Below are 22,042 nucleotides of genomic sequence, written 5' to 3' on the forward strand. Positions count from 1 at the left end.
GCATTCGGGTTGCGTCGGCATTCGATGTCCTGATCGGATGTCGACTCGACCGCCCGGGTGGCCTGGCGTCCGATCGCCTACACGAATAGCAGCGGCTCTCGGTGCCGAGGCTCCTGTGAAGTCACGACCACCACGCCCGGTGAGTGCAGTGGCCCCGCAACCACCAGGCGTCCGACAGATCTCGGCCAAGACAACACAGTCAGTCTTACGACGGGTCAGGACACCAGCGTTGCGGAGCCACACCCATCCTCACTGTCTTACGAGGCCTATAAAGGGTCGAGGCCCGTCCCGCCGTTCAGGCCTCGAAAGCGCATGAGCCGAAGGCTCGAGTCTCGAGGCCTGAACGGCGGGACCGAGGGGGCCTCGACCCCGCGCGCCGAAGGCGCGCCAAAAAACACAGCTCACAACAGTTGCCGCAGGCGGGCTCCGAGGGTGTCCCAGCGCCATTGGCGTTCGACGAATGCCCTTCCGGCAGCACCCATTTCGGCGGCCGCGTCGCGGTCGGCGAGGATATCGGCGATCGCGTCGGCGACGTGGTCGGCGCGGCGGCCGTCCACCACTCGCCCGGTTTTTCCGTCCAGCACCGTTTCCGGGGCACCACCGGAGGTTCCGGCCACCACGGGGACGCCGGTGGCGGAGGCCTCCAGGTAGACGATGCCGAGACCTTCCACATCGAGGCCGGCGCCGCGGGTGCGGGCGGGCATGGCGAAAACATCGGCGAGAGTGTGGTGGGCGGCGAGTTCGGCCGCGGGCACCCGGCCGGTGAACACCACGTCGTCGGCGAGGCCGAGGGCGTCGGCGAAGCCGCGCAGCCGGTCTTCGTAGGGGCCGCTGCCGGCGATCACCAGGACCGCGCCCGGGATCCGTTCCTTGATCCGGTGCATGGCGACCAGCAGTACGTCCTGACCTTTGCGCGGGACCAGCCGCGACAGGCACAGCACGGTGGGCCGGTCGCCGAGACCGTAGCGTTTGCGCAGTTCGGCCCGGGCGGCCGGATCGGGACGGAAGGTTTCGGTGTCCACGCCCGGCGGCAGGTATTCGAGGGCGGCGTCGGGCCCGAACGCGGCGGCGAACCTGCGGCGCGTGTATTTGCTCACGTAGGTGACGACATCGGTGTGGTCCCCGATGATCCGCAGTGCCTGCCGGGCGGCCGGCAACATCGACCAGCCGACCTCGTGGCCGTGGGTGCTGGCCAGGATCCGGTGGGCGCCGGCGCGCCGCAGCGGCGCGGCGAGCAGGGCCAGCGGTGCGGCCGCGCCGAACCACACCGATTCGCAGCCCTCGGCGCGCAGGACCTTTCGGGCGCGGCGCAGCACCGCGGGGGTGGGCAGCATGAGGGTCGTGGGGTGGCGAACCACCTGGAAGGACTGTTGTGCGTCGAATCGGGTGTGGCTGTCCCCGCGCCACCGAGGTGCGTAGACCACCAGATCGTCCGACGGCAGCTGCCCGGCCAGCGCCTGCAGATACGACTGGATACCGCCCGGCCGCGGCGGGAAATCATTGGTAACCAGCAGAGTTCGAGCCATGCGACCCACAGTATTGGCGCGCTGTCGGCGGTGTCGCTCCGGGTGTCAGTAGCGCCGGGCGGAGTGATAGGGCGTGGAATCCATGGGGGCCACGGCCACCGGGACGCCGAAGGTCGACGCGTGCAGCATGAGACCGTTTCCGGCGTAGATGCCGACGTGGGAGATGTCGTCGTAGAAGAACACGACATCGCCGGGTTGCAGTTCGTCGCGGCCGACGGGGGTGCCGTAGGCGGCCTGCGCCGAACTGGTGCGCGGCACGTCCTTGCCGACCTGCTTGAACGCCCACTGCACCAGGCCTGAGCAGTCGAATTGGTCGGGTCCGGTGGCGCCCCATACATAGGGGTCGCCGACGCGGGTGAGCCCGGCGGCCAGGGCACTGGTGCCGCTACCCGGTACCAGGTCGCGCAGCAGGCTGTCGCGGTCGAAGCCGGGTGGGAAAGGGGAACCGGCCAGCGCGGTCCGGTCCGCGGTCGACAGACTGCCCCAGACTTCGATCACCCGCGCCACCGCGTTCTGCAGATCGGTCTGTTTGCGGCCGACGTCGTCACGCACGGCGTTGGCCTGATCGGTGGCGGCGCGGGCGGTATCGGCGGCGGCGCGGGCCGCCGACTGGGCGGCGGTCGCGGCGTCGGTGGCGCGTTTGTACTGCTTGAGCTGGTCGGAGGTCTGGGTGGCGACCACGTCCAGCGTGGACATCTGGTCCAGCAACTGCTGAGGGGAGTCGCTGACCAGGACCGAGAACAGCCGGTTGGTGCGCGCGCCCTGATAGGCCGCGATGGCGGTGCGGTCGATCATGGGCCGATAACGGGCCACCTCGTCGCGAGCGGCATCGACCGCGGCTCCGGCTGCGGCGACCTTGGCGTCGGCGTCGCGCTGGACGGCCAGTTTCGCGTCGAGGTCGGCCTGCGCGGTGAGGGCCTGCTGATTGAGCTGTTCGGCCTGCCGCGACAGGTCGATCATCTGCTGGACCGCTTCACTCGCGGAGGTCGGCGCGGGGGCCGGATCGGCTCCGGCCGGACCGCCGCCGTAGAGGGCCGCCGCCAGGAGACCGGCCGCCACAACGGTACGTCCAGGATGGCGGTCTCGCTTGTGGCCGGGCCCGCGCCGCCGATCCCGCCGACGTCGTTGCCGCTGTTCGTGTCCTGCCACAGCCTGCCGTGCCCCGCTCTCCGTATGACGCTCTGTGCGAAGTAGCCCGTAAAGGTCTCGATTAGATTACGGACGGGCCCGCGGGGTGTCCAGTACGACCCCGCTCGCCGCGTCCGGCCGGTGGCCGGATCCGAGGAGGTCGCGCCGGAGACCCCGCGGTGCCGCTCAGTAGCGCCGCGCGCCGGCGACCGGCATGGACGAGATGGGCGCGACCGCGACCGGGGAGCCGGCGGTGGAGGCGTGCACGACATTGCCGTCGCCGGCGTACAGGCCGGAGTGTCCACCGCCGTAGAACGACACCACGTCGCCGGGCTGCAGGTCGTTCATCGAGACGGGGGTGCCCGAGGCGAGCTGCGCGTCGCTGGTGCGCGGTAGTTCGCGTCCGGCCTGTCTGTAGGACCACTGCACGAGCCCGGAGCAGTCGAAGGCGTTCGGGCCGGCCGCGCCGTAGACGTAGGGGGCGCCCACCTTCGAGAGGGCGGCGTCGAGCGCCAGTCGGCCCGCGGTCTTGGTGGGGGTGACGAACGGCGGCGCGATGGCGGCGCCGGGCACCTGGACACCGGGGATGCCCGCCGGGAGGGGGAGCTCGTTGGGCACTTCGAAGGTGCCGAAGCCGTCGATGGTCACCGGCTGGGCGGCGGCCGGTGCGGCGGGAAGCAGGAATGCGCCCAGGGTGGCAGCGCCGACTGCTCCGGTTACGGCTACGCGCCGTGCCTGTCGCTTGACGGTGTTGAACGCCATGATGCGGTCCTTCCGATCTCCCCGCCCGGTCGCACCGCCGGTGGTGCGCCGAACTCCGCGAGGTCTCGAAAAGATTACGAACAGATCACGGTCATTTGTAAAGCCCTTGGTCTCGATAAACGTGCGGCCCGCAGCTTTCCATCGGCAAATTGTGCGAGCGAAATCACAGGGCGTAGCCGAATTGCGCCGAGGTTACATGTGGATGAGGCAGGGGCGCGTGGACGTCTCCCGGCGAGGAGGTTCCGGTGGCCAGATCTTTCGTTTTTCCCAGTTCGACCGGGCAGATGTCCGCGTGGGGGTAGTGGCCGCGCCGGGGGGTTCGTTCCGGTTTGCTCCGCTGCGGCCCTGCCCTTTTGGATTCTCCGACCATTTTGTGGCGAATAAGGCAACTGGATAGCAAACAAACATTGAATGTGAACTGGCGCACAGTTTGGTGATGAGCGGTGCGGCGACGGGGAATACGGACGTATTGATGCCCGGCTCCGGAGCACACACAACGATCCGGTATCGCGAACCTGTCGTACCCGGCCGATAGCCTGCCGCCGTGTCCGAACCCGCCCCGCTGCCTGCCCGGCAACTGGCGTTCGACCAGCTCGACACTCCGCTCTACGACACGACCTTCGTGGTGGTGGATCTGGAAACCACCGGCACCAGCCCGGCCGACGACGCCATCACCGAAATCGGAGCGGTCAAAGTGCGCGGCGGCGAGGTACTCGGCGAATTCGCGACCCTGGTGGACCCCGGCCGGTCGATACCGCCGGCAGTCGTGCAGGTCACCGGCATCACCACCGCGATGGTGCGGGCCGCGCCGCCTATCGAAGCGGTGCTGCCCGGCTTTCTGGAGTTCGCCGCCGGGGCGGTCCTCGTCGCGCACAACGCCCGATTCGATATTGGGTTCCTCAAAGCCGCCGCGGCGCGCTGCGATATGTCCTGGCCGCGCGCCCAGGTGGTGTGCACGGTCCGGCTCGCGCGGCGGGTGCTCGGCCGCGACGAGGCGCCGTCGGTCCGGCTCGGGGTGCTGGCCCGGCTGCTCGGCGCGAGCACCACCCCGACCCATCGCGCTCTCGACGACGCCCGGGCCACTGTGGACGTACTGCACGCGCTGATCGGCCGCGTGGGCAACCAGGGGGTACACAGCCTCACCGAACTGATCGACTATCTGCCCGAGGTCACCGCCGGGCAGCGGGCCAAACGCGCACTCGCGGTCGACCTGCCCGTCGCCCCCGGGGTCTATTTGTTCCGCGGACCGTCGGATGAAGTTCTCTATATAGGGACGGCGGTGAATCTGCGCCGGCGGGTACGCAGTTACTTCACCGGCTCGGAGACCCGGGGCCGGATCCGGGAGATGGTGCGGCTGGCCACCCGGGTCGACCATGTGGTGTGTGCGCACGGGCTGGAGGCCGGTGTCCGGGAGCTGCGGCTGCTCGCCGCGCATGCTCCGCCCTACAACCGGCGGTCCAAGTTCCCGAAGCGGGCCTGGTGGATCGCGCTCACCGCCGAGGCGTTCCCGCGGCTGACCCTGGTCCGTGAACCCGGGGGCCCGGCGGTCGGACCTTTCCACGCCAGGGCCGCCGCCGCCGAGGTCGCCGCCACGCTGGCCGAGTACTGCGGTCTGCGCACCTGTACCACCCGTTTGTCCCGCACGGCCCTGCACACCTGTGCGCCGGAGGCTGTCGGCGGTTGTCCCGCCGCTGCCCCCGAGCCGCGGGCCGCGGCGGCCTACGCGCCGGCCCCCGCGGCCGCTCGCGCCCTGTTCGCCGGAGTCGACGACTCCGCGATCAGGGCCCTGCTGACCCGGATCGAGGCCTATGCGGCGAACGAGCAATACGAATCGGCCGCCCGGCTGCGGGACCGGGCCGCGGCTCTCGTCCGCGCACTGCGCCGCACCCAGCGGCTGGCCGCGGTGGCCCGCCCCGCCGAACTGATCGCCGCGCATCCCGACGGCGCCGGCGGCTGGGAGTTCGCCGTGGTCCGGTACGGCCGGCTCGCCGGTGCGGGCACCGCCGCGCGCGGCGTCCCGCCGATGCCGGTGGTCGAGCACATCGTCGCCGCGGCGCAGACCGTGCGCCCCACCGGGCCGCGGCCGGGCGGACAGGTCACGGGCGAATTGCCCATCGACGGCGCCGATTTCCGGCTACCGCCTCTACTGGGTGCGTCCCCGGACGAGGTCGCGGTGATCGCCCGCTGGCTCGAACGCCCCGGCGTACGGATCGTGCGCACCACCGACGGGTACGCCGAACCCGCCCGCGGCGCGGGCCGCTGGATCGACTGGGCCGAGACCGCCGACGCCGCCGCGGGCGCGGCCCGCGCCGCGGAGTCCTACGACGAACAGCGCGGCTGAGTGCCGGGATCGCCGGGCGGTGGGCAGTATGGGCCGACCGTGCCGCGTGGCCACCATGCCTAGGCTGTTCACATGATTACCGCCATCGTTCTGATCCAGGCCGACAACGGGCGTATACCGGAGACCGCGCAGGCGGTGGCCGATACCGAGGGCGTGACCGAGGTGTACTCGTGCGCCGGCGACGTCGACCTGATCGCGCTGGTGCGCGTCCGCGACCACGAGGAGGTGGCCGAAGTCGTCACCGCGCGGATCGACAAGGTCGCGGGCGTCCAGCGCACGGTCACCCATATCGCGTTCAAATCGTATTCGCGCGCCGATATCGAGGCCGGTTTCTCGATCGGCGAGTGACTCGGGCGGGTCAGTCGTCGCCGAGGGTCCGGGTGAGCGCCGCCCAGCGGTCCAGCAGGGCGGCGGCCGCCCCGCTGTCGATCGCGGCGGCCGCACGTTCGATCCCGGCCACCAGATGATCGTCGAGTTCGGCCGTGGCGTCGGCGCCGCGGGACAGGTCGTAGGCGGTGATGGCGGCGGCGGAGTTCACCAGGACCGCGTCGCGCACCGCACCGGGATTGCCCGCCAGCACGTCGCGGGCCACCCCCGCGTTCACCTCGGCGTCGCCGCCGCGTAGCTCGTCCAGGTCGACCCGGGGGATTCCGAGCCGCGCCGGGTCGATCACCGCTTCGGTGACCACACCGTCGGCGACCACGAAGACAGCGGTGACATCGGAGGTGGTGATCTCGTCCAGGCCGTCGCGGCCGCGCACCACCAGCGCACCGGCGCCACGTTCGGCGAAAACCCCGGCGATGGTCGCCAGGAGGTCTTCGAACGCGCACCCCACCAGGCCGGCGCGTGGCTGGGCGGGATTGGTGAGCGGGCCCAGCACATTGAAGACGGTCGGGATCCCGATCTGTTTGCGTGCCGGACCGGCGAAACGCAGACCCGAGTGGAACAGCGGCGCGAAGCAGAATCCGATACCGACCTCGCGCACACAGCGCGCCACCGACTCCGGACCCAGGGCGAGTTTCACCCCGAGGGCCTCGAGCACATCCGCGCCACCGCTCTTGGACGACGCGGCCCGGTTACCGTGCTTGACGACCGGTACGCCGGCCGCCGCGACCACGATCGAGGACATGGTGGAGATGTTCACCGAGCCCGAGCGGTCGCCGCCGGTGCCGACGATGTCCACCGCGTCGCCGTCGATCTTCACCAGCCGGGCGTGCCCGAGCATGCCGCGGGCCATACCGGACAGCTCCGCGGGGGTGGGGCCCTTGATCTTCATCGCCACCCCGAACGCGGCGATCTGCGCCGCGGTGGAGTTGTCGGTGAAGATCTCGTCGATCACCCAGGTCGTATCGTCCGCGGTGAGGTCCTGTCCGTCGGCGAGCGCCCCGAGCATCTGGGGCCAGCTGCGCACGCTCATCTCAATCTCCTCGTCGCACCGATATCTGTGACCGAACGGTTGTGCACACCCTAAACCGCGTACCGCCGGACACACCGCACGACGTCATCGGTGCTGTTGGCGGGGCCTTCGCGGCGGGGAAGCGGCCGACACGCCGGACCGCTGTGAGAGGCGCACGGAGCCGGTCGATCACAACACGGTCGATCAAGTTTGGAACCCGACTTCGACTGTCGTACTACGAAGAGTCATACTTACCCCCGTGACGACCGCAGTAGGTACCTCAGGATCGGCCATAACCCAGCGTGTGCATTCGCTGAACCGGCCCAACATGGTCAGCGTCGGTACCATCATCTGGCTGTCCAGCGAGCTGATGTTCTTCGCCGGCCTCTTCGCGATGTACTTCGTCGCGCGAAGTCAGGCGCCCGAATGGCCGATGCCGCCGACCGAGCTGAACCTCGGCCTGGCCATCCCGGTGACCGCGGTACTGATCGCCTCCTCGTTCACCTGCCAGATGGGTGTGTTCGCGGCCGAGCGCGGTGACGTGTTCGGGTTGCGCCGCTGGTACGTCCTCACCTTCTTCATGGGTCTGTTCTTCGTGCTCGGTCAGGGCTACGAGTACATCCACCTGGTGGAGCACGGGACGTCCATCTCCGGCAGCTCCTACGGTTCGGTGTTCTACATCACCACCGGGTTCCACGGCCTGCACGTCATCGGCGGCCTGATCGCGTTCCTGTTCCTGCTCGCGCGCACCGCCATGAGCAAGTTCACCCCGGCGCAGGCCACCGCCGCGATCGTCGTCTCGTACTACTGGCACTTCGTCGACATCGTCTGGATCGGGCTGTTCGCCGTGATCTATTTCGTCCAGTGACGCCGGCCGGCGTCCGAGCGTCAGCGCCGGAGGAGGTAGCGCAGCGTCACGACGCAGGCGTAGCTCGGGCGCCCAAGCCAACACTGCCCACCACGGTTCCGTCTACTCCAAAGGGACACAGATGAGTTCATCGCCCCCGACAGCGCCAGCGCCCGCCAGCGGTGGGCACGGCGAGGCCAGCAAAAAGCGCAGGCAGCGCCGCGTCCGCCGACGGATAGCGGGTGGCCTCGCGCTCATGGTGGGTCTCGTCGGAGCCGGTTTCCTCGCCTCGGCGCTCACCCCCGAGCCCCAGGTGGCCACGGCGAACGAGGATTCGGTGGCATTGATCCGCGAGGGTCAGCAGCTGTACGAGACCTCCTGCGTCACCTGCCACGGCGCCAACCTGCAGGGCGTGGCCGACCGCGGCCCCAGCCTGATCGGTGTGGGCGAGGCGGCCGTGTACTTCCAGGTGTCCTCCGGGCGTATGCCGATGGTCCGCAACGAGGCGCAGGCCGAACGTAAGCCCCCGAAGTTCGACGCTCATCAGACCGACGCGATCGGCGCCTATGTCGCCGCCAACGGCGGTGGCCCGACGGTGCCGCGCGACGCGAACGGCGAGATCGCGCAGGAATCGCTGCGTGGCGACGATATCGGCCGCGGTAGCGAGCTCTTCCGGATGAACTGCGCGTCCTGCCACAACTTCACCGGGCGCGGCGGCGCACTGTCCTCGGGCAAGTTCGCCCCGCCGCTGGAGCCGGCCTCCGAGGCCCAGATCTGGACCGCGATGGTCACCGGCCCGCAGAACATGCCGAAATTCTCCGACCGGCAGCTCTCGGCGGAGGAGAAGCGCGACATCATCGCCTATGTGAAGGACGCGGCCGAGGCGAAGTCGCCCGGCGGCTGGGGTCTGGGCGGTTTCGGTCCCGCCACCGAGGGGTTGGCCATCTGGGCCATCGGCATCGTGGCGGTCGTGGGTGCGGCGATCTGGATCGGTTCGAGGACCTAGTCATGAGCGAACAGGAGCAAAACGAGATGGGTGGCCTGGACAAGCATTCCGCGGCCGCGACCCCGGCTGATCCGACCGAGGCCGAACTGGACGCGATGTCGCGGGAAGAGCTGGTCGCGCTCGGTACCGCCCGTGACGGCGTGGAGGTCGCCTACCGCCGGGAACGCTGGCCGGTCCCGGGGACCCGGGCGGAGAAACGCGCCGAACGGCAGGTCGCGCTGTGGTTCGCGATCTCCGCATTGGCCGCGGCCGCGCTGGTGGGCGTCTTCCTGTTCTGGCCCTGGGAGTACAGGGGCAAGGCAGACAGTGGGCACGGCCTGTACTCGCTCACCACTCCGCTCTACGGCCTGACCTTCGGCATCTCGATTCTGGCCATCGGTATCGCGGTGGTGTTGATCCGCAAGAAGTTCATTCCCGCGGAGCTGTCGGTCCAGGACCGGCACGACGGTAAGTCCAGCGAGGTCGACCGGCGGACGCTGGCAGCCGAACTGGGCGACGCCCTCGACACCTCCACCCTGGGGCGTCGCAAGCTCATCACCCGCACCGCGGGCGCGGGCGTCGGCATCCTCGGCATCGGCGCGCTGCTGGTGTTCGTGGGCGGCATGGTGAAGAACCCGTGGGCGCAGCGCGAGAAGTCGCCGCTGTGGGTGTCGGGCTGGACCCCGGATTACCCGGGCGAAACCGTCTACCTGCGGCGCGATACCGGCCGTCCGCAGGACATCGTGCTGGTGCGTCCCGAGGACCTGGACGCGGGCGCCATGGAGACCGTCTTCCCGTGGAAGGAATCCTGGCGCGGCGACGAGCACGCCACCCTGCAGTCGCTGCGTGGCATCCGCAACGCCGTGATGCTCATCCGGCTGCGCACCGAGGACGCGAAGAACGCGATCAAACGTAAGGGTCAGGAAAGCTTCAACTTCGGCGACTACTTCGCCTACTCGAAGATCTGCACCCACCTCGGCTGCCCGACCTCGCTGTTCGAACAGCAGACCAACCGGATCCTGTGCCCCTGCCATCAGTCGCAGTTCTCCGCGACCGAATGGGGCAAGCCGATCTTCGGTCCTGCTGCCCGAGCGCTGCCGCAGTTGCCGATCACCGTAAACTCAGAGGGGTACCTGGTCGCCAACGGTGACTTCATCGAACCCCTCGGCCCGGCCTTCTGGGAGCGTCGATCATGAGTGCTGGAGAGGCTGTCGGCCGCAAACTTGCGGCACAAGCCAACGAAGTGGACGAGCGCTACCGCGCCGCCGCCTTCATGAAGCGATCGATCAACAAGGTGTTCCCCACCCATTGGTCGTTCCTGCTGGGTGAGATCGCGCTGTACGCGTTCATCATCCTGCTGCTGTCGGGTGTGTACCTGACGCTGTACTTCGACCCGTCGATGGCGCACGTGACCTACGACGGCGCCTATCAGCCGCTGCGCGGTGTCGGCATGTCGCGGGCCTACGAGACCGCCCTCAACATCTCCTTCGAGGTGCGCGGCGGCCTGTTCGTCCGGCAGGTGCACCACTGGGCGGCGCTGCTGTTCGCGGCCTCGATCATCATCCACCTGTTCCGGATCTTCTTCACCGGCGCGTTCCGCAAACCGCGTGAGGCGAACTGGGTGATCGGCTCGCTGCTGCTGATCATGGCGATGTTCGAGGGCTTCTTCGGCTACTCGCTGCCCGACGACCTGCTCTCGGGCACCGGTCTGCGCGCCGCGTTCTCCGGTATCACCATCGGCGTCCCGGTGGTGGGTACCTGGCTGCACTGGTTGATGTTCGGCGGGGACTTCCCCGGCGAGATCATCATCCCGCGCCTCTACATCGCGCACGTGCTGCTGTTCCCGGGCATCATGCTGGCGCTCATCGCGGCGCACGTGGCCATCGTCTGGTACCAGAAGCACACCCAGTTCCCGGGGCCGGGCCGCACCGAGAACAACGTGGTCGGCTCCCGGATCGTCCCGGTGTTCGCCGCCGACCAGGGCGCGTTCTTCGCCTTCACCCTCGGTTTCGTGGCGATCATGGGCGGCGTGCTGCAGATCAACCCGATCTGGAACCTGGGCCCGTACAACCCCTCGCAGGTCTCGGCCGGTTCCCAGCCCGACTTCTACATGATGTGGACCGACGGTCTGGCCCGTCTGATGCCGCCGTGGGAGCTGTATCTGGGCCGCTACACCGTGCCCGCGGTGTTCTGGGTCGCGCTCATCATGGGCCTGGTGTTCGTGGTGCTGATCGCCTATCCGTGGATCGAGAAGAGGCTGACCGGCGATACGGCGCGGCACAACCTGCTGCAGCGTCCGCGTGACGTCCCGGTCCGTACCGCGATCGGTGCGATGGCCATCGCCTTCTACGTGGTGCTCACGCTGTCCTGCGTCAACGACATCCTGGCGCTCAAGTTCGACATCTCGTTGAACGCGACCACCTGGATCGGCCGTATCGGCCTGCTCGTCGCGCCGCCGGTGGCGTACTTCATCGCCTACCGGTTCTGCATCGGTCTGCAGCGCAGCGACCGCGCGGTCCTCGAGCACGGTATCGAGACCGGCGTGATCAAGCGCCTGCCGCACGGCGAGTACATCGAGGTGCACCAGCCGCTGGGTCCGGTGGACTCGCACGGCCACCCGCTCCCGCTGGAATACCAGGGCGCCGTGGTGCCCAAGAAGATGAACCAGCTGGGTTCGGCCGGCCAGCCGGGTACCGGCAGCTTCCTGCGGCCCGACCCGCGCGGGGAGAGCGAACAGCATTTCGCGAACGAGCTGGAAGAAGAGCACAAGCAGATCGCTGTACTCAAACGAGTGCAGGAGGAAGCCCGCTCGAACGGCAGCAACGGGCAGCACGGGCACTGACCCGTACCGGACCGGACACAGGCCCCCTGGCAACAGGGGGCCTGTGTCGTTGCGGGACCCGGTCCGATCGCTACCGCGCGAGCCGGCGAGCTGCCTCGATGGCCTCGAATTTGGCGAGATTGTGGCGTGCGTCGGCCAGCGCGTCGTGGGCGTCCCGGGGCGGCGGCGGCAGTTCCGGCCGCCCGTGCGCCTCCCAGTGCTGACGCAACTCGTTGGTGTAGCGGGGCATGGCCGAGGGCAGATCCACCATCGACCCCCACAGCTGGCACAGCACCACATGGTCGTAGGCGCCGACCCACGCCCACAACTCCGGCGCGACGGTCGGACGCGGAATCAGGAAGCGGTACAGATCCTCGCGGATCTGCTCTCTGGTCCGCCACAGCGGAGAAGTCTCCGGCGGCAGCTTCGGCAGTACATTCCTGCTGACCCAGGGACCCGCGCGGCCGGCGTCGAACTCCGAGGACACGGCGTAGAACTCGCGCCCGTCCTCACAGACGAACGCGATCGACACCAGATCGATCACACGGCCGTCCTCGATGAACTCCGCATCGTAGAAATATCTCAAAAGGTGGGTTCCCATCGGCAGCGAACAAGTGATGTGAGCCTACCGAGACCGGTCGAAGGGCATGTCCCGCGCAGCCCGGGCCCGCTCGGGACGTGCCTACCTCCCGCCGGTCGGTGACCAGGGCCGCGACCAGCCCTGCCGGAGGCGGGGCGATAAACCCGGCAACGTATCCTGAAAGGGTGAACTGGACCGTCGACGTTCCCATCGACCGTTTGCCCGAGCTTCCGCCGTTGCCCAGTGACCTGCGAAAACAGCTCGACGACGCGCTCTCGCGCCCCGCGTTGCAGCAGCCGTCCTGGGACCCGGAGCAGGCGGCGAACATGCGCACGGTGCTGGAGAGCGTGCCGCCGATCTGCATCCCCGCGGAGGTCGACGAGCTGCGGGAAGGGCTCGCCGAGGTCGCGCGCGGTGAGGCATTTCTCATGCAGGGCGGCGACTGCGCGGAAACGTTCGCCGACAACACCGAACCGCATATCCGCGGCAATATCCGTACCCTGCTGCAGATGGCGGTGGTACTCACCTACGGGGCCAGCCTGCCGGTGGTCAAGGTCGCACGGATCGCGGGGCAGTACGCCAAACCCCGATCCTCCGATACCGACGCTCTGGGCTTGAAGTCCTACCGCGGCGATATGGTCAACTCCCTGGTCGCCGATGCGGCCGTCCGGGAGCACGATCCTTCCCGGCTCGTGCGCGCCTATGCCAACGCCAGTGCCGCGATGAACCTGGTCCGGGCGTTGACCAACGCCGGCATGGCCGATCTGCACAAGGTGCACGATTGGAACCGGGATTTCGTCGCACAGTCCCCGGCCGGTGCGCGCTACGAGGCGCTGGCCGGCGAGATCGATCGCGGACTACGTTTCATGACCGCCTGCCGGGTCACCGATCCCAGTCTGCAGTCGGCGCGGATCTATGCCTCCCACGAAGCCCTGGTTCTGGACTACGAACGCGCCATGCTGCGGCTCGCGCAGAACTCGGCCGGTGACCCGGCCCTCTACGACCTGTCCGCGCATTTCCTGTGGATCGGGGAGCGCACCCGCCAATTGGACGGTGCGCATATCGCCTTCGCCGAGCTGCTGTCCAACCCGATCGGCGTGAAAATCGGACCCGGCACCACCCCGGAGCAGGCGGTGGAATACGTGGAACGGCTCGACCCGAACAATGAGCCCGGCCGATTGACCCTGGTCTCCCGGATGGGCAATACGAAGGTCCGCGAGATCCTCCCGGCGATCGTGCAGAAGGTGCAGTCGACCGGCCACCAGGTGATCTGGCAGTGCGACCCGATGCACGGCAACACCCACGAATCCTCGACCGGGTTCAAGACCCGGCACTTCGACCGCATCGTCGACGAGGTCCAGGGTTTCTTCGAGGTCCACCACGCACTCGGCACGCACCCGGGCGGCCTGCACATCGAACTCACCGGTGAGGATGTGACGGAATGCCTGGGCGGGGCGCAGGACATTTCCGACCTCGACCTGTCCGGTCGATACGAGACGGCCTGCGATCCCCGGTTGAACACCCAGCAGTCCCTGGAACTGTCCTTCCTGGTCGCGGAGATGCTGCGGTAAGTAGCTCTCGGCCCGCGCGAGCCGTGTCAGGGGAAGGCCACGATGGTGACGGTCGCCCCTGGCTCCACGTTGGCGTTGGCCGGGGGGTTCTGGGAGACCACGGCCGAGGAATCCAGCGGGGCCAGCTGCCGGACCTGGACCGTAAGTCCGAGGGATTCCAGTGTGCGGCGGGCTTCGGAAACCTTTTTCCCCATGACCGAGGGCATTGTGACGGCTTCGCAGATCAGCAGGGTGACCGAGGAGCCGGCGTCGACGGTGGTGCCGACCGCGGGGTCGGTGCCGATGACCCGGCCGGCTTCGACGAGCTTGTCGTAGACCGGGCGTTCGCCGCCGACCGTGAGTCCGAGGTCGGTGAGTTTCTGTCGGGCCTGGTCGGGGGTGTCGGCGCGCAGGTCGGGTAGTTGGACGGGTTTGGATCCGTTGCTCTTCCAAATCTGCACATGGGCGCCGGCGGGCAGGACGGTGCCGGGCCCGGGATCGATACGGGCCAGTGTTCCCTCGGGGGCGGTGCTGGCGACTTCGCCGCCGTCGACCGGTTGCAGGCCCTGATCGCGGATCAGCTGCTGGACTTCGTCCCAGTCGGCGCCGGGAGACACCGCGGGCACCTGCGGTTTACCGCTGGAGATCAGGATATCGACCGTGGAGCCCTTGGTCTCGCGGGCACCCGGACCGGGATCGGTGCCCACGACGCCGCCGACCGGAACGGTATCGGAGGCCTTGTCCCGGGTGCCGGTCTCGAAGCCGGCGTCCTGCAGCTCGCTGGTGGCGCTCTGGACAGTCATACCGGCGACGGACGGGACGGTGGCGTAGCGGCCCATACCGAGCCACCAGCCGCCGATGCCGACCAGCAGAGTCAGCACGACCACCACGGCGGCCCAGATCATGCCGTTGCGCCGATGGTTGGCCCGGCTCTCCTGATAGGCGCTGTACTGGGTGGGTTGCTGGGGTGGGATATAGGCGGGCGGGGGTGGTTCGGTCCGGGGCCGGACCGTGGTCACCATCCGGGTGGCCTGGGGCCCGGCGACCGCGGCGGGTTCGGGCGGCGGCGGGGTGACCGGATGGCGGGCACTGGTGTGTTCGGCCGATTCCTGGGGGGCGGGGACCCGGTAGGCGGGCAGCTCCAGGCGCGCGGCGATGGCTCGTAGTTCGGCGACCATCTCACCGGCGTCGGCGAACCGGTGCCCGGGCTCGCGGGCCGTCGCCCGGGCCACCAGCCGGTCGAATTCGGGCGGGACCCCGGCGATGAACTCGCCGGGGCCGGGTACGTCGTTCTCCACCCGCTGGTAGGCGACCGACAGCGAGTTGTCGCCGGTGAAGGGCACCCGGCCGGTGAGCAGTTCGAAGATCAGGATGCCGAACGCGTACACATCGCTGCGGGCGTCGGCGCTGCCGGACGTGACCTGTTCCGGCGAGAGATATGCCGCGGTGCCCAGGATGACGCTGGCCGAGGTGGTGTTGGCCGCGGCCACCGCGCGCACCAGGCCGAAATCGGCGATCTTGACATCGCCGGAATCGGAGATGAGCACGTTCTCCGGTTTCACGTCGCGATGCACCAGTCCGGCGGCGTGCGCGACGGCGATCGCGGCGAGTACCGGTTCGGCGACGGCGCGGACGGCGTGCGGCGGCATCGGGCCGCGCTCGCGCAGCAGTTCGCGCAGCGTGCCGCCCTGGACCAGCTCCATGACCAGGAACGGGTACTCGCCGTCCATGCCCTGGTCGTACACCTCGACCAGGGAGGGGTGCTTGAGCCCGGCGACGGCACGGGCCTCGAATTCGAAGCGGCTCAGGAACTGGGGGTCGCCGGCGAACTTGGGATCCATCACCTTGATGGCGACCTGTCGGCCCAGCCGGGTGTCGACCCCGCGGAACACCATCGACATCCCACCGCGGGCGATCGGCGCGTCGATCCGGTAGCGCCGGTCCAATACGGCGCCGATCAATTCTCCTCCGGCTGTCACGAACCTCTCCACCTTCGTACCGTGTCCGACACGGTGGCCGCCCCGCGCGGCTGCTGTCGATGGTATCGGCCGCGCCGTCGCGGGTGTCTCACGGCAGGGAGGCGGGCAGCGTCTACCGTTGTCTCCCGTGAGTGCCTTTCCCTGCAGTACCGATGTCCTGCCCGCCTCGGTACCCCTGCTCGCGCTGCCCGAAGTCGCGAAGAAACTGGGCGTCGTGGTGACAAGGGTGCATCAGATGCTGCGCGACAATCAATTGCTGGCCGTCCGGCGTGACGGCGTGGTCGGTGTCCCCGAAATCTTCTTCGACGATACGGGCGCGGTCCTGAGATTCCTGCCCGGTCTCATCACGGTGATGCGCGACGCGAAATACACCGACGAGGAGATCCTGGAGTGGATCTTCACCGAGGACGATACGTTGCCGGGCAAACCGGTGGAGGCGTTACACGGGCCACTGGCGCGTGAGGTGCTGCGTCGCGCCGCCGCCGAACCGTTCTGAACCGCGCACGCGGCCCTCAGGTACCGAGGGTCGCGTGCGCGGCGATCCGCAGCCTCCGGTGCTGCGGTACGACGGCGCGCTGCGCGAAAACCGCGTACCCGCTGTCCTCGATGCGGTCGAGGATGGCCGCGTAGAGAGCCGCGGCGGTACGGATACCGGGACGCACCCGGGGGCTCAGCAACTCGATCCCGGGCCGGGCGCAGCGGTACATATCGCGGTTGACCGCGATCAGATGCGCCAGCGCCCGGCGCAGGCGGCGATCGGTACGACCCGTGCGCCGGCAGTCGATCAGTAATGCCTCGTCCACCCCGAAGGCGGCCAGCTCGGCCGCCGGGAGATAGACCCGGTCGCGGTCGAGGTCCTCGCCGATATCGCGCAGGAAATTGGTCAGCTGAAAGGCATTGCCCAGCGTGGCGGCCGCGGGCTCGGCCTCGGCCGCCGGGCAGACGGTGCCCAGGACGGGCAGCAGTTGCAGACCGATGGCGGCGGCCGAGCCGCGCATGTACTCGTTCAGTGCCGCCATGGTGGGGTAGCGGTTGCGGAAGAGCGGCGAACCGGGGAGATCCATACGCATGGAGTCCAGGAAGGTCCAGAAGTGGCGCGGCTCGATCCCGAACCGTCCGACGGTATCGGTGAGCGCCGGGACCACCCGATCGAATGCCGCCGGTAGCGCCGGATCGGTGCGCGGGGTCACCCGGCTGCCCACAGGCCGGGACCAGGCGCCGCGGAGAAGATGCTCGACCGCGTCGAGTGCGGCCACGGCCTGCCCTGGACCGTCGCCGGTGTGCGGATCATCGACGATATCGTCGACCGTGCGCGCGAAACCGTACAGCGCGTGGACCGCCGGGCGACGGTCGGCCGAGAGCAGCCGGGTCGCCAGATAGTAGGACCGGCCGTGCGCCGCGGCCACCCGGCGGCAGTACCGGTAGGCGTCCCGGAGTGCGGCGGCATCGGTCCACGGATCGGCGGCCGGCGACAGCGCGCCGGGCCGCGCACCACTGCGGCCGTTCACAGACCGCCGGGAACAGCGGGCGCGGAAACTGCCCTGGGCGTGCCGCGCAACCGCAGTGGGTCGACGGTGCGCAGGGAGAGTGCGGCGACCACGGAGGCGAAGGTCGCGGCCGCGACATGCCAGAAGTTGTACAGGCCGATCGAGCCGTCGGGCTGGAACACCAGCATGAGCCAGGTGCAGATACCGACCAGGGTCATGAGTGTGGTGGTGGACAGCGCGAAACCGGCGGCCAGCGCCAGTGGCCACGAGTAGTACCAGGGCAGCGCCGCCGGTGAGAGGATCACGATGGCGACGAAGGCGATGAGGATGCCCAGAACGGCGTCGCGTTCGCTGAGCTTGAACCGCCACCAGGTCCACACCAGCAGGACCACCAGCGCCAGCATGCACAGCATGCGGGTCACCTCGAGGGTCGAGTCCAGACCGAACGGGGTGACCCAGGTGACGGCGTGCGCCATGACGGTGGGCAGCGACAACCAGTTGATGATCTTGCGCGACCCCGACAGCGCGGTGAGCCAGCCGATCCCGACGCCGGCGATCGCCGACGCCGCCACGAACACCGCCGCGAACACCGCGAGACCGAGCCCCGCGATCTTGGCGAACATCTTCCAGTGATGGGCCAGGAACTCCCGGCTGCTGGTGGCCAGGGCGGCGCGCTGGCCGTCCTCGGCGCGGCGTTCGCGTTCGTGCAGCATCCAGATCCACACCAGGAACGGCAGAGCCACGCCCGCGGTCGCCTTGATCGCGACCCCGATCGCCACCACCACGATGCCGGCCACATGATGGCGTTCCAGCACCAGCGCGATCCCGGCACACATCAGGCCGACCATGAGCATCTCGTTGTGCACGCCGCCGATGAGGTGGATGAGCACCAGCGGGTTGAGCACCGCCAGCCACAGTGCGACGGGCGGCCGGCCGCCCAGGTGCTTGGTCAGGTAGGGCACGGCCCACATCATCAGCACCAGACCGGGCAGCATCACGAACCGCAGGGCGATCGTGCCGCCGACCACGCTGTCTCCGGTGACCGCGGTGATCGCGCGGCCCAGCAGCAGGAACGCCGGACCGTAGGGCGCGGTGGTGGTGGTCCAGACGGTGCTCACATTGTCGAGCAGGATTCCCGGATTGGCGACCGGGCCGACCTGGTACGGGTCGAAACCGTCGCGCAGCAACGCGCCCTGGGCCAGATAGGAGTAGGCGTCGCGGCTGAACATGGGTACCGCGAACATCAGTGGCGCGATCCAGATACCGACGATCGCGCGCAGTTCGTTGAGCCGCACCTCACCGGAATGGCCCCCGAACCCCAGCGTGATCCGGCCCAGCCGGACCCAGGCCGCCACCATCATCAGCACGCCGGCCCAGACGCAGATCATCGACAGCGCGTAGCCGTGACCGAACCGCAACCAGGACAGATGGACTGCCTCGAGCAGGGGATCACGTTTGCGGACGCCGCCGGCGCCGAATCCGCCGAAGGTGATCATCAGGGCGCCGGCGAAACCGAGCAGTGCCGCGTGGCCCTCCGGGCTGCGCAGGAAGTCACCGCAGATACGCAGCCATCCCCGGAATCCGGGTGCCGGCCCGGTGCCCGTGGTCGTGTGGGCGGGCAGCGGCCCGGCGTGTGCCGCGCCGGTGTCGGCGACCTGAACTGTGCTGGTGGTGGTGTGCATATGGGGGGCTGGCATCTGGTGTCGTTCCCCCCTGGATGGTCGGCGGTCGCAACCGCGGGCGAATAGGTCGGCGCTCAGTTTACGGCTTCGGTCACCGAAGGCGGCCGGACGGTGGCAGGGCCGCGCGTCCGGCCCCCGCGATTCTCGCCCACAACGCGCTGTGCCGCGAGTTTTCCCGACAGCAGTGCGGTGGGCACACCGACACCGGGCGTCGTACCGCACCCGGCCAGGACCACGTTCTCCTTGCCGGGCGCGAGGTTCGGGGTGCGGAAGGGGCCGGTCTGGCGGAACAGATGCGCGGCCGAGAACGGGGTTCCGGCGAGCATGCCCTGATCACGCCAGGTCGCGGGCGTGTCGAGCCGATCGACAGTGAAGTGTTCGGTGATCCCGTGATATCCGCGCCGCTCCAGCACCGCGAGCAGTTCGCGCAGGTAGGACGGGCCCAGCCGAGGCCAGTCCAGCGGCGCGGAATCGAGGTTGGGGCAGGGGGCGAGCAGCGAGAACGGTTCGTACCGGGTCGAACCCCGGGTGATGTACAGCCCGGGATCGCTCAGGGCGGGCCGGGTGAGCAGCAGTGACGGATCGCTCATGAGCCGGCCGCCGCGGCGCGGTGTGATCTCGGCGAAGGTCCGGGCCCAGGCGGCGCCGAAGTCGATGGTGTGATGAGCCTGTACGGGCCAGCTTTCGGCGATATCGGTGGGCACGGTGCCGTGCGCGACGACCGCGGACGGGGAGGCCTGTAGTCCGCGGCGGGGCCGGGCACCGAAACGATCCAGCGACCCGAGATCGGCGGTGAGGACCACTGCGTCGCAGGACAGGACCCGGCCGTCGGCCAGCAGGACCCGTCGGGCCCGAGCCGGGCCGCGGCCGCGGCGGTAGTCGAGTCCGGTGACCTCGGTCCCGAGTTCGAGCCGGCCGCCGGCCGCGGTGAACGCGCCGGCCAGCGTTTCGGCGACCGCGCGCATGCCGCCGTCGGGGAAGTAGACGCCGAGGGCGGTGTCCATATAGGGGATCGCGCCGTACACACCGAGTGCCTGTCCGGGCGCCATTCCCGCGTACAGCGCCTGAAAGGTGAACAGCCGGGTGAGGCGCGGATCGCGCAACGTGCGGGCGACCCGAGTGCCCAACCGGCCGAAGCCACCGAGCCGGACCAGCCGGAACAGAGCCGCCCGCTTCTGCGGGTAGCGCACCATATCCAATGGAGAATCGAAGTTCGTCGCCAGGAATTCGTCGTACTCGGCCCGGAAAACACGACCCAGCCACTCCCGTAACCGCCGATACCGCACGGCTTCCTCCGGTCCGCACACGCGCGTCACCTCGGCGCTCATCCGCTCCGGTTCGGAGAAGACCCGCAGGTCGGACCCGTCCGCGAAACGGGCGTGGTAGGCCGGGCTCAGCGGACGGATCCGCAGCGGCGGCACCGCACGCGAGGCGTCGGTACCCACCGCGGCCAGTGCGTCGTCGACGAGTCCGGGGAGGGTGAGCACGGTGGCCCCGGAATCGATCTCGTAGTCGGCGAACCGGTATCGCCCTACCCGGCCGCCGACATGGTCGGCACGTTCCACCAGGGTCACCGCACATCCGGCCCCGGTCAGATACAGCGCGGCCGACAATCCGGACAGCCCCGCACCGACCACGACCACCTGCTCCACCGGACCCGGTACCGACTTCACCACCGACCCCTTTGCTCGTACCGGCGCACCGCCGTAGCGGTGTTTCCTCTCGCGCCGCCGGTCACGCCGCGCGCCGGGTGGCCGCCAGGGCCATCTCGCGGAGCCGGGTCTTGGCTTCCGGGGTGGCGGAACTGGCGTCGATCGCGCCCAAACCCTGTTCGGTCAGGGCGCTGATCCTGGCCTCGACCGCGTCGACCGCACCGAGTTCGATGAGTAGTGCGCGCAATTCGCCGACCTGCGCGTCCGACAGGTCGGTACCGATCGCGGCGCGCAGGGTATCGCCGGCGGCCGGGTCGGTCTCCGCGGCGCGCTGCAGCGCCTCGGCGACGAGGACAGTGCGTTTACCTTCGCGTAGATCGTCACCGGATGGTTTACCGGTCACGGCGGGATCACCGAAAACGCCCAGCAGGTCGTCGCGGAGTTGGAAAGCGATCCCGATATCGGTCCCATATGTGCGATAGGCCGCGATGAGCCCGGGGTCGGCGCCGGCGAGCGCCCCACCGAGATGCAGCGGGCGTTCCACGGTGTAGGCCGCGGTCTTGTACCGGTTGATCCGCAGGGCCGCGGCCACCGATTCGTCACCGCTGGCCTCGCCGTGGACGTCGAGCAACTGGCCGCCCAGGACCTCGGTGCGCATCCGCGCCCACACCGGAGCGAAGCGCGCCAGCGCCGCCGTATCCAGGCCGGCGTCGTGCACCATATCGTCGGCCCAGGCCAGCGCCAGATCGCCGAGCAGAACGGCCACCGATTCGCCGTAGTGGGCGGAATCCCCGGCCCAGCCCGCCCGCCGATGCCGCTGTTCGAAGTCCACGTGCACGGTCGGGAAGCGCCGCCGGGTGCGGGAGCAGTCGATGATGTCGTCGTGGATGAGCGCGCAGGCCTGGACGAGTTCCAGGGCCGAACAGGCCCGGAGCACGGCTGCCGCCTCGGCGCTCGCGGGATCGCCGCCGGCGCCCAGCCAGCCCATCCAGGCGAAACCCGGCCGGGTGCGCTTGCCGCCGCGCAGGGTGAACGATTCGAGGGCCTCGACACTGTCGGCGAATACCGGGCCCAGCTCGGCGACCGGGTCGCGGCGGGTGGTGAAGAATTCGGTCAGCGCTTGCTCCACGGCCGTGGCGAACGCCGCCGTCCCGGGAACGGCCGTGGTGGGGTCCGACCGGGTCGGGATACCGGTTCCGGCTGACAGGGTGACCTCCCAGATCGTCGATTGGTGTGGGCAAGCGGCCACCGGAGCCGGTGACCGCGAGAGCCACCCACGTGCGCCCGCCGCGGCGGCAGGACCTGC

Annotated in this window: 18 protein-coding genes; 8 read left to right on the top strand and 10 right to left on the bottom strand. The window is 69.3% G+C overall.

Translation table 11 applies throughout. The features are described from left to right. Positions 1-401: 401 nt before the first annotated feature. The 3 genes from NS4_RS23360 to NS4_RS23370 form a co-directional block, all read right to left on the bottom strand. Positions 402-1,526 (bottom strand): glycosyltransferase family 4 protein, encoded by a 1,125-nt coding sequence (locus tag NS4_RS23360; RefSeq protein ID WP_063061651.1) that lies wholly within the window; start codon positions 1,524-1,526, stop codon positions 402-404. Between the two features lie 45 nt (positions 1,527-1,571). Further along, complete coding sequence (locus NS4_RS23365; protein ID WP_063061652.1) at positions 1,572-2,585, bottom strand: NlpC/P60 family protein; 1,014 nt, start codon at positions 2,583-2,585, stop codon at positions 1,572-1,574. 255 nt (positions 2,586-2,840) lie between these two features. Beyond that, on the bottom strand, positions 2,841-3,416 hold the full coding sequence (locus tag NS4_RS23370; RefSeq protein WP_063061653.1) for a C40 family peptidase: 576 nt from the start codon (positions 3,414-3,416) through the stop codon (positions 2,841-2,843). Positions 3,417-3,960: 544 nt separating this feature from the next. Here NS4_RS23370 and NS4_RS23375 point away from each other — a divergent pair. Together NS4_RS23375 and NS4_RS23380 are read left to right on the top strand one after the other, a co-directional pair. Next, positions 3,961-5,757 carry a DEDD exonuclease domain-containing protein gene (locus NS4_RS23375; protein ID WP_084487631.1) on the top strand — a complete coding sequence of 599 codons (1,797 nt, stop codon included), beginning with the start codon at positions 3,961-3,963 and terminating at the stop codon, positions 5,755-5,757. Positions 5,758-5,829: 72 nt separating this feature from the next. Then, the gene (locus NS4_RS23380; protein WP_030523878.1) at positions 5,830-6,105 is read left to right on the top strand and encodes an Lrp/AsnC family transcriptional regulator; all 276 of its coding nucleotides are present in this window, start codon (positions 5,830-5,832) and stop codon (positions 6,103-6,105) included. A gap of 10 nt (positions 6,106-6,115) precedes the next feature. Here the strand turns inward: NS4_RS23380 and trpD are convergent, their stop codons facing one another. Further along, positions 6,116-7,174, bottom strand: a complete 1,059-nt coding sequence (trpD, locus tag NS4_RS23385; protein WP_063061654.1) for an anthranilate phosphoribosyltransferase — start codon at positions 7,172-7,174, stop codon at positions 6,116-6,118. Positions 7,175-7,412: 238 nt separating this feature from the next. Between trpD and ctaE the strand changes: the two genes are divergently transcribed. The 4 genes from ctaE to qcrB all read left to right on the top strand — a co-directional run bounded on the left by ctaE (position 7,413) and on the right by qcrB (position 11,827). Continuing rightward, positions 7,413-8,021, top strand: a complete 609-nt coding sequence (gene ctaE / locus NS4_RS23390) for an aa3-type cytochrome oxidase subunit III (protein WP_063036538.1) — start codon at positions 7,413-7,415, stop codon at positions 8,019-8,021. Between the two features lie 121 nt (positions 8,022-8,142). After that, entirely contained in the window at positions 8,143-9,006 is an 864-nt protein-coding gene (qcrC, locus tag NS4_RS23395; RefSeq protein ID WP_084487632.1) for a cytochrome bc1 complex diheme cytochrome c subunit, read from the top strand. 26 nt (positions 9,007-9,032) lie between these two features. Then, positions 9,033-10,181 carry a cytochrome bc1 complex Rieske iron-sulfur subunit gene (gene qcrA / locus NS4_RS23400; protein ID WP_063061683.1) on the top strand — a complete coding sequence of 383 codons (1,149 nt, stop codon included), beginning with the start codon at positions 9,033-9,035 and terminating at the stop codon, positions 10,179-10,181. Beyond that, entirely contained in the window at positions 10,178-11,827 is a 1,650-nt protein-coding gene (qcrB, locus tag NS4_RS23405; protein ID WP_063061656.1) for a cytochrome bc1 complex cytochrome b subunit, read from the top strand. Before qcrA ends, qcrB begins: the two co-directional genes overlap by 4 nt. Positions 11,828-11,897: 70 nt before the next feature. Here qcrB and NS4_RS23410 read toward each other — a convergent pair whose 3' ends face one another. After that, positions 11,898-12,392: a polyadenylate-specific 3'-exoribonuclease AS gene (locus NS4_RS23410; protein ID WP_063061684.1), complete on the bottom strand. Its 495-nt coding sequence runs from the start codon at positions 12,390-12,392 to the stop codon at positions 11,898-11,900. 179 nt (positions 12,393-12,571) lie between these two features. Here NS4_RS23410 and NS4_RS23415 point away from each other — a divergent pair, with 179 nt between their 5' ends. After that, entirely contained in the window at positions 12,572-13,957 is a 1,386-nt protein-coding gene (locus NS4_RS23415; protein ID WP_063061657.1) for a class II 3-deoxy-7-phosphoheptulonate synthase, read from the top strand. A 26-nt stretch (positions 13,958-13,983) separates the two neighbouring features. Here the strand turns inward: NS4_RS23415 and pknB are convergent, their stop codons facing one another. Next, on the bottom strand, positions 13,984-15,915 hold the full coding sequence (pknB, locus tag NS4_RS23420) for a Stk1 family PASTA domain-containing Ser/Thr kinase (protein ID WP_063061658.1): 1,932 nt from the start codon (positions 15,913-15,915) through the stop codon (positions 13,984-13,986). A gap of 127 nt (positions 15,916-16,042) precedes the next feature. Between pknB and NS4_RS23425 the strand changes: the two genes are divergently transcribed. Beyond that, the gene (locus NS4_RS23425) at positions 16,043-16,411 is read left to right on the top strand and encodes an Rv2175c family DNA-binding protein (RefSeq protein WP_039823727.1); all 369 of its coding nucleotides are present in this window, start codon (positions 16,043-16,045) and stop codon (positions 16,409-16,411) included. Positions 16,412-16,427: 16 nt separating this feature from the next. Here NS4_RS23425 and NS4_RS23430 read toward each other — a convergent pair whose 3' ends face one another. The 4 genes from NS4_RS23430 to NS4_RS23445 all read right to left on the bottom strand — a co-directional run bounded on the left by NS4_RS23430 (position 16,428) and on the right by NS4_RS23445 (position 21,985). Then, positions 16,428-17,423: a phytoene/squalene synthase family protein gene (locus NS4_RS23430; RefSeq protein ID WP_439955806.1), complete on the bottom strand. Its 996-nt coding sequence runs from the start codon at positions 17,421-17,423 to the stop codon at positions 16,428-16,430. Beyond that, entirely contained in the window at positions 17,420-19,099 is a 1,680-nt protein-coding gene (locus tag NS4_RS23435) for an alpha-(1->6)-mannopyranosyltransferase A (RefSeq protein ID WP_245665640.1), read from the bottom strand. Before NS4_RS23435 ends, NS4_RS23430 begins: the two co-directional genes overlap by 4 nt. Before the next feature lie 59 nt (positions 19,100-19,158). Beyond that, positions 19,159-20,757, bottom strand: coding sequence for a phytoene desaturase family protein (crtI, locus tag NS4_RS23440; protein WP_063061687.1), 1,599 nt, complete (start codon positions 20,755-20,757; stop codon positions 19,159-19,161). 61 nt (positions 20,758-20,818) lie between these two features. Beyond that, positions 20,819-21,985 (bottom strand): polyprenyl synthetase family protein, encoded by a 1,167-nt coding sequence (locus NS4_RS23445; RefSeq protein ID WP_157106194.1) that lies wholly within the window; start codon positions 21,983-21,985, stop codon positions 20,819-20,821. Between the last annotated feature and the right edge of the window lie 57 nt (positions 21,986-22,042).

Source organism: Nocardia sienata NBRC 100364, assembly GCF_001613205.1.
Taxonomy (GTDB): Bacteria; Actinomycetota; Actinomycetes; order Mycobacteriales; family Mycobacteriaceae; genus Nocardia; species Nocardia sienata.

Coding starts and splice junctions, on each gene's coding strand:
- qcrC (WP_084487632.1), top strand. CDS start 8,143: ATGAGTTCATCGCCCCCGACAGCGCCAGCGCCCGCCAGCGGTGGGCAC.
- trpD (WP_063061654.1), bottom strand. CDS start 7,174: ATGAGCGTGCGCAGCTGGCCCCAGATGCTCGGGGCGCTCGCCGACGGA.
- qcrA (WP_063061683.1), top strand. CDS start 9,033: ATGGGTGGCCTGGACAAGCATTCCGCGGCCGCGACCCCGGCTGATCCG.
- NS4_RS23380 (WP_030523878.1), top strand. CDS start 5,830: ATGATTACCGCCATCGTTCTGATCCAGGCCGACAACGGGCGTATACCG.
- NS4_RS23435 (WP_245665640.1), bottom strand. CDS start 19,099: ATGCCAGCCCCCCATATGCACACCACCACCAGCACAGTTCAGGTCGCC.
- NS4_RS23360 (WP_063061651.1), bottom strand. CDS start 1,526: ATGGCTCGAACTCTGCTGGTTACCAATGATTTCCCGCCGCGGCCGGGC.
- qcrB (WP_063061656.1), top strand. CDS start 10,178: ATGAGTGCTGGAGAGGCTGTCGGCCGCAAACTTGCGGCACAAGCCAAC.
- NS4_RS23370 (WP_063061653.1), bottom strand. CDS start 3,416: ATGGCGTTCAACACCGTCAAGCGACAGGCACGGCGCGTAGCCGTAACC.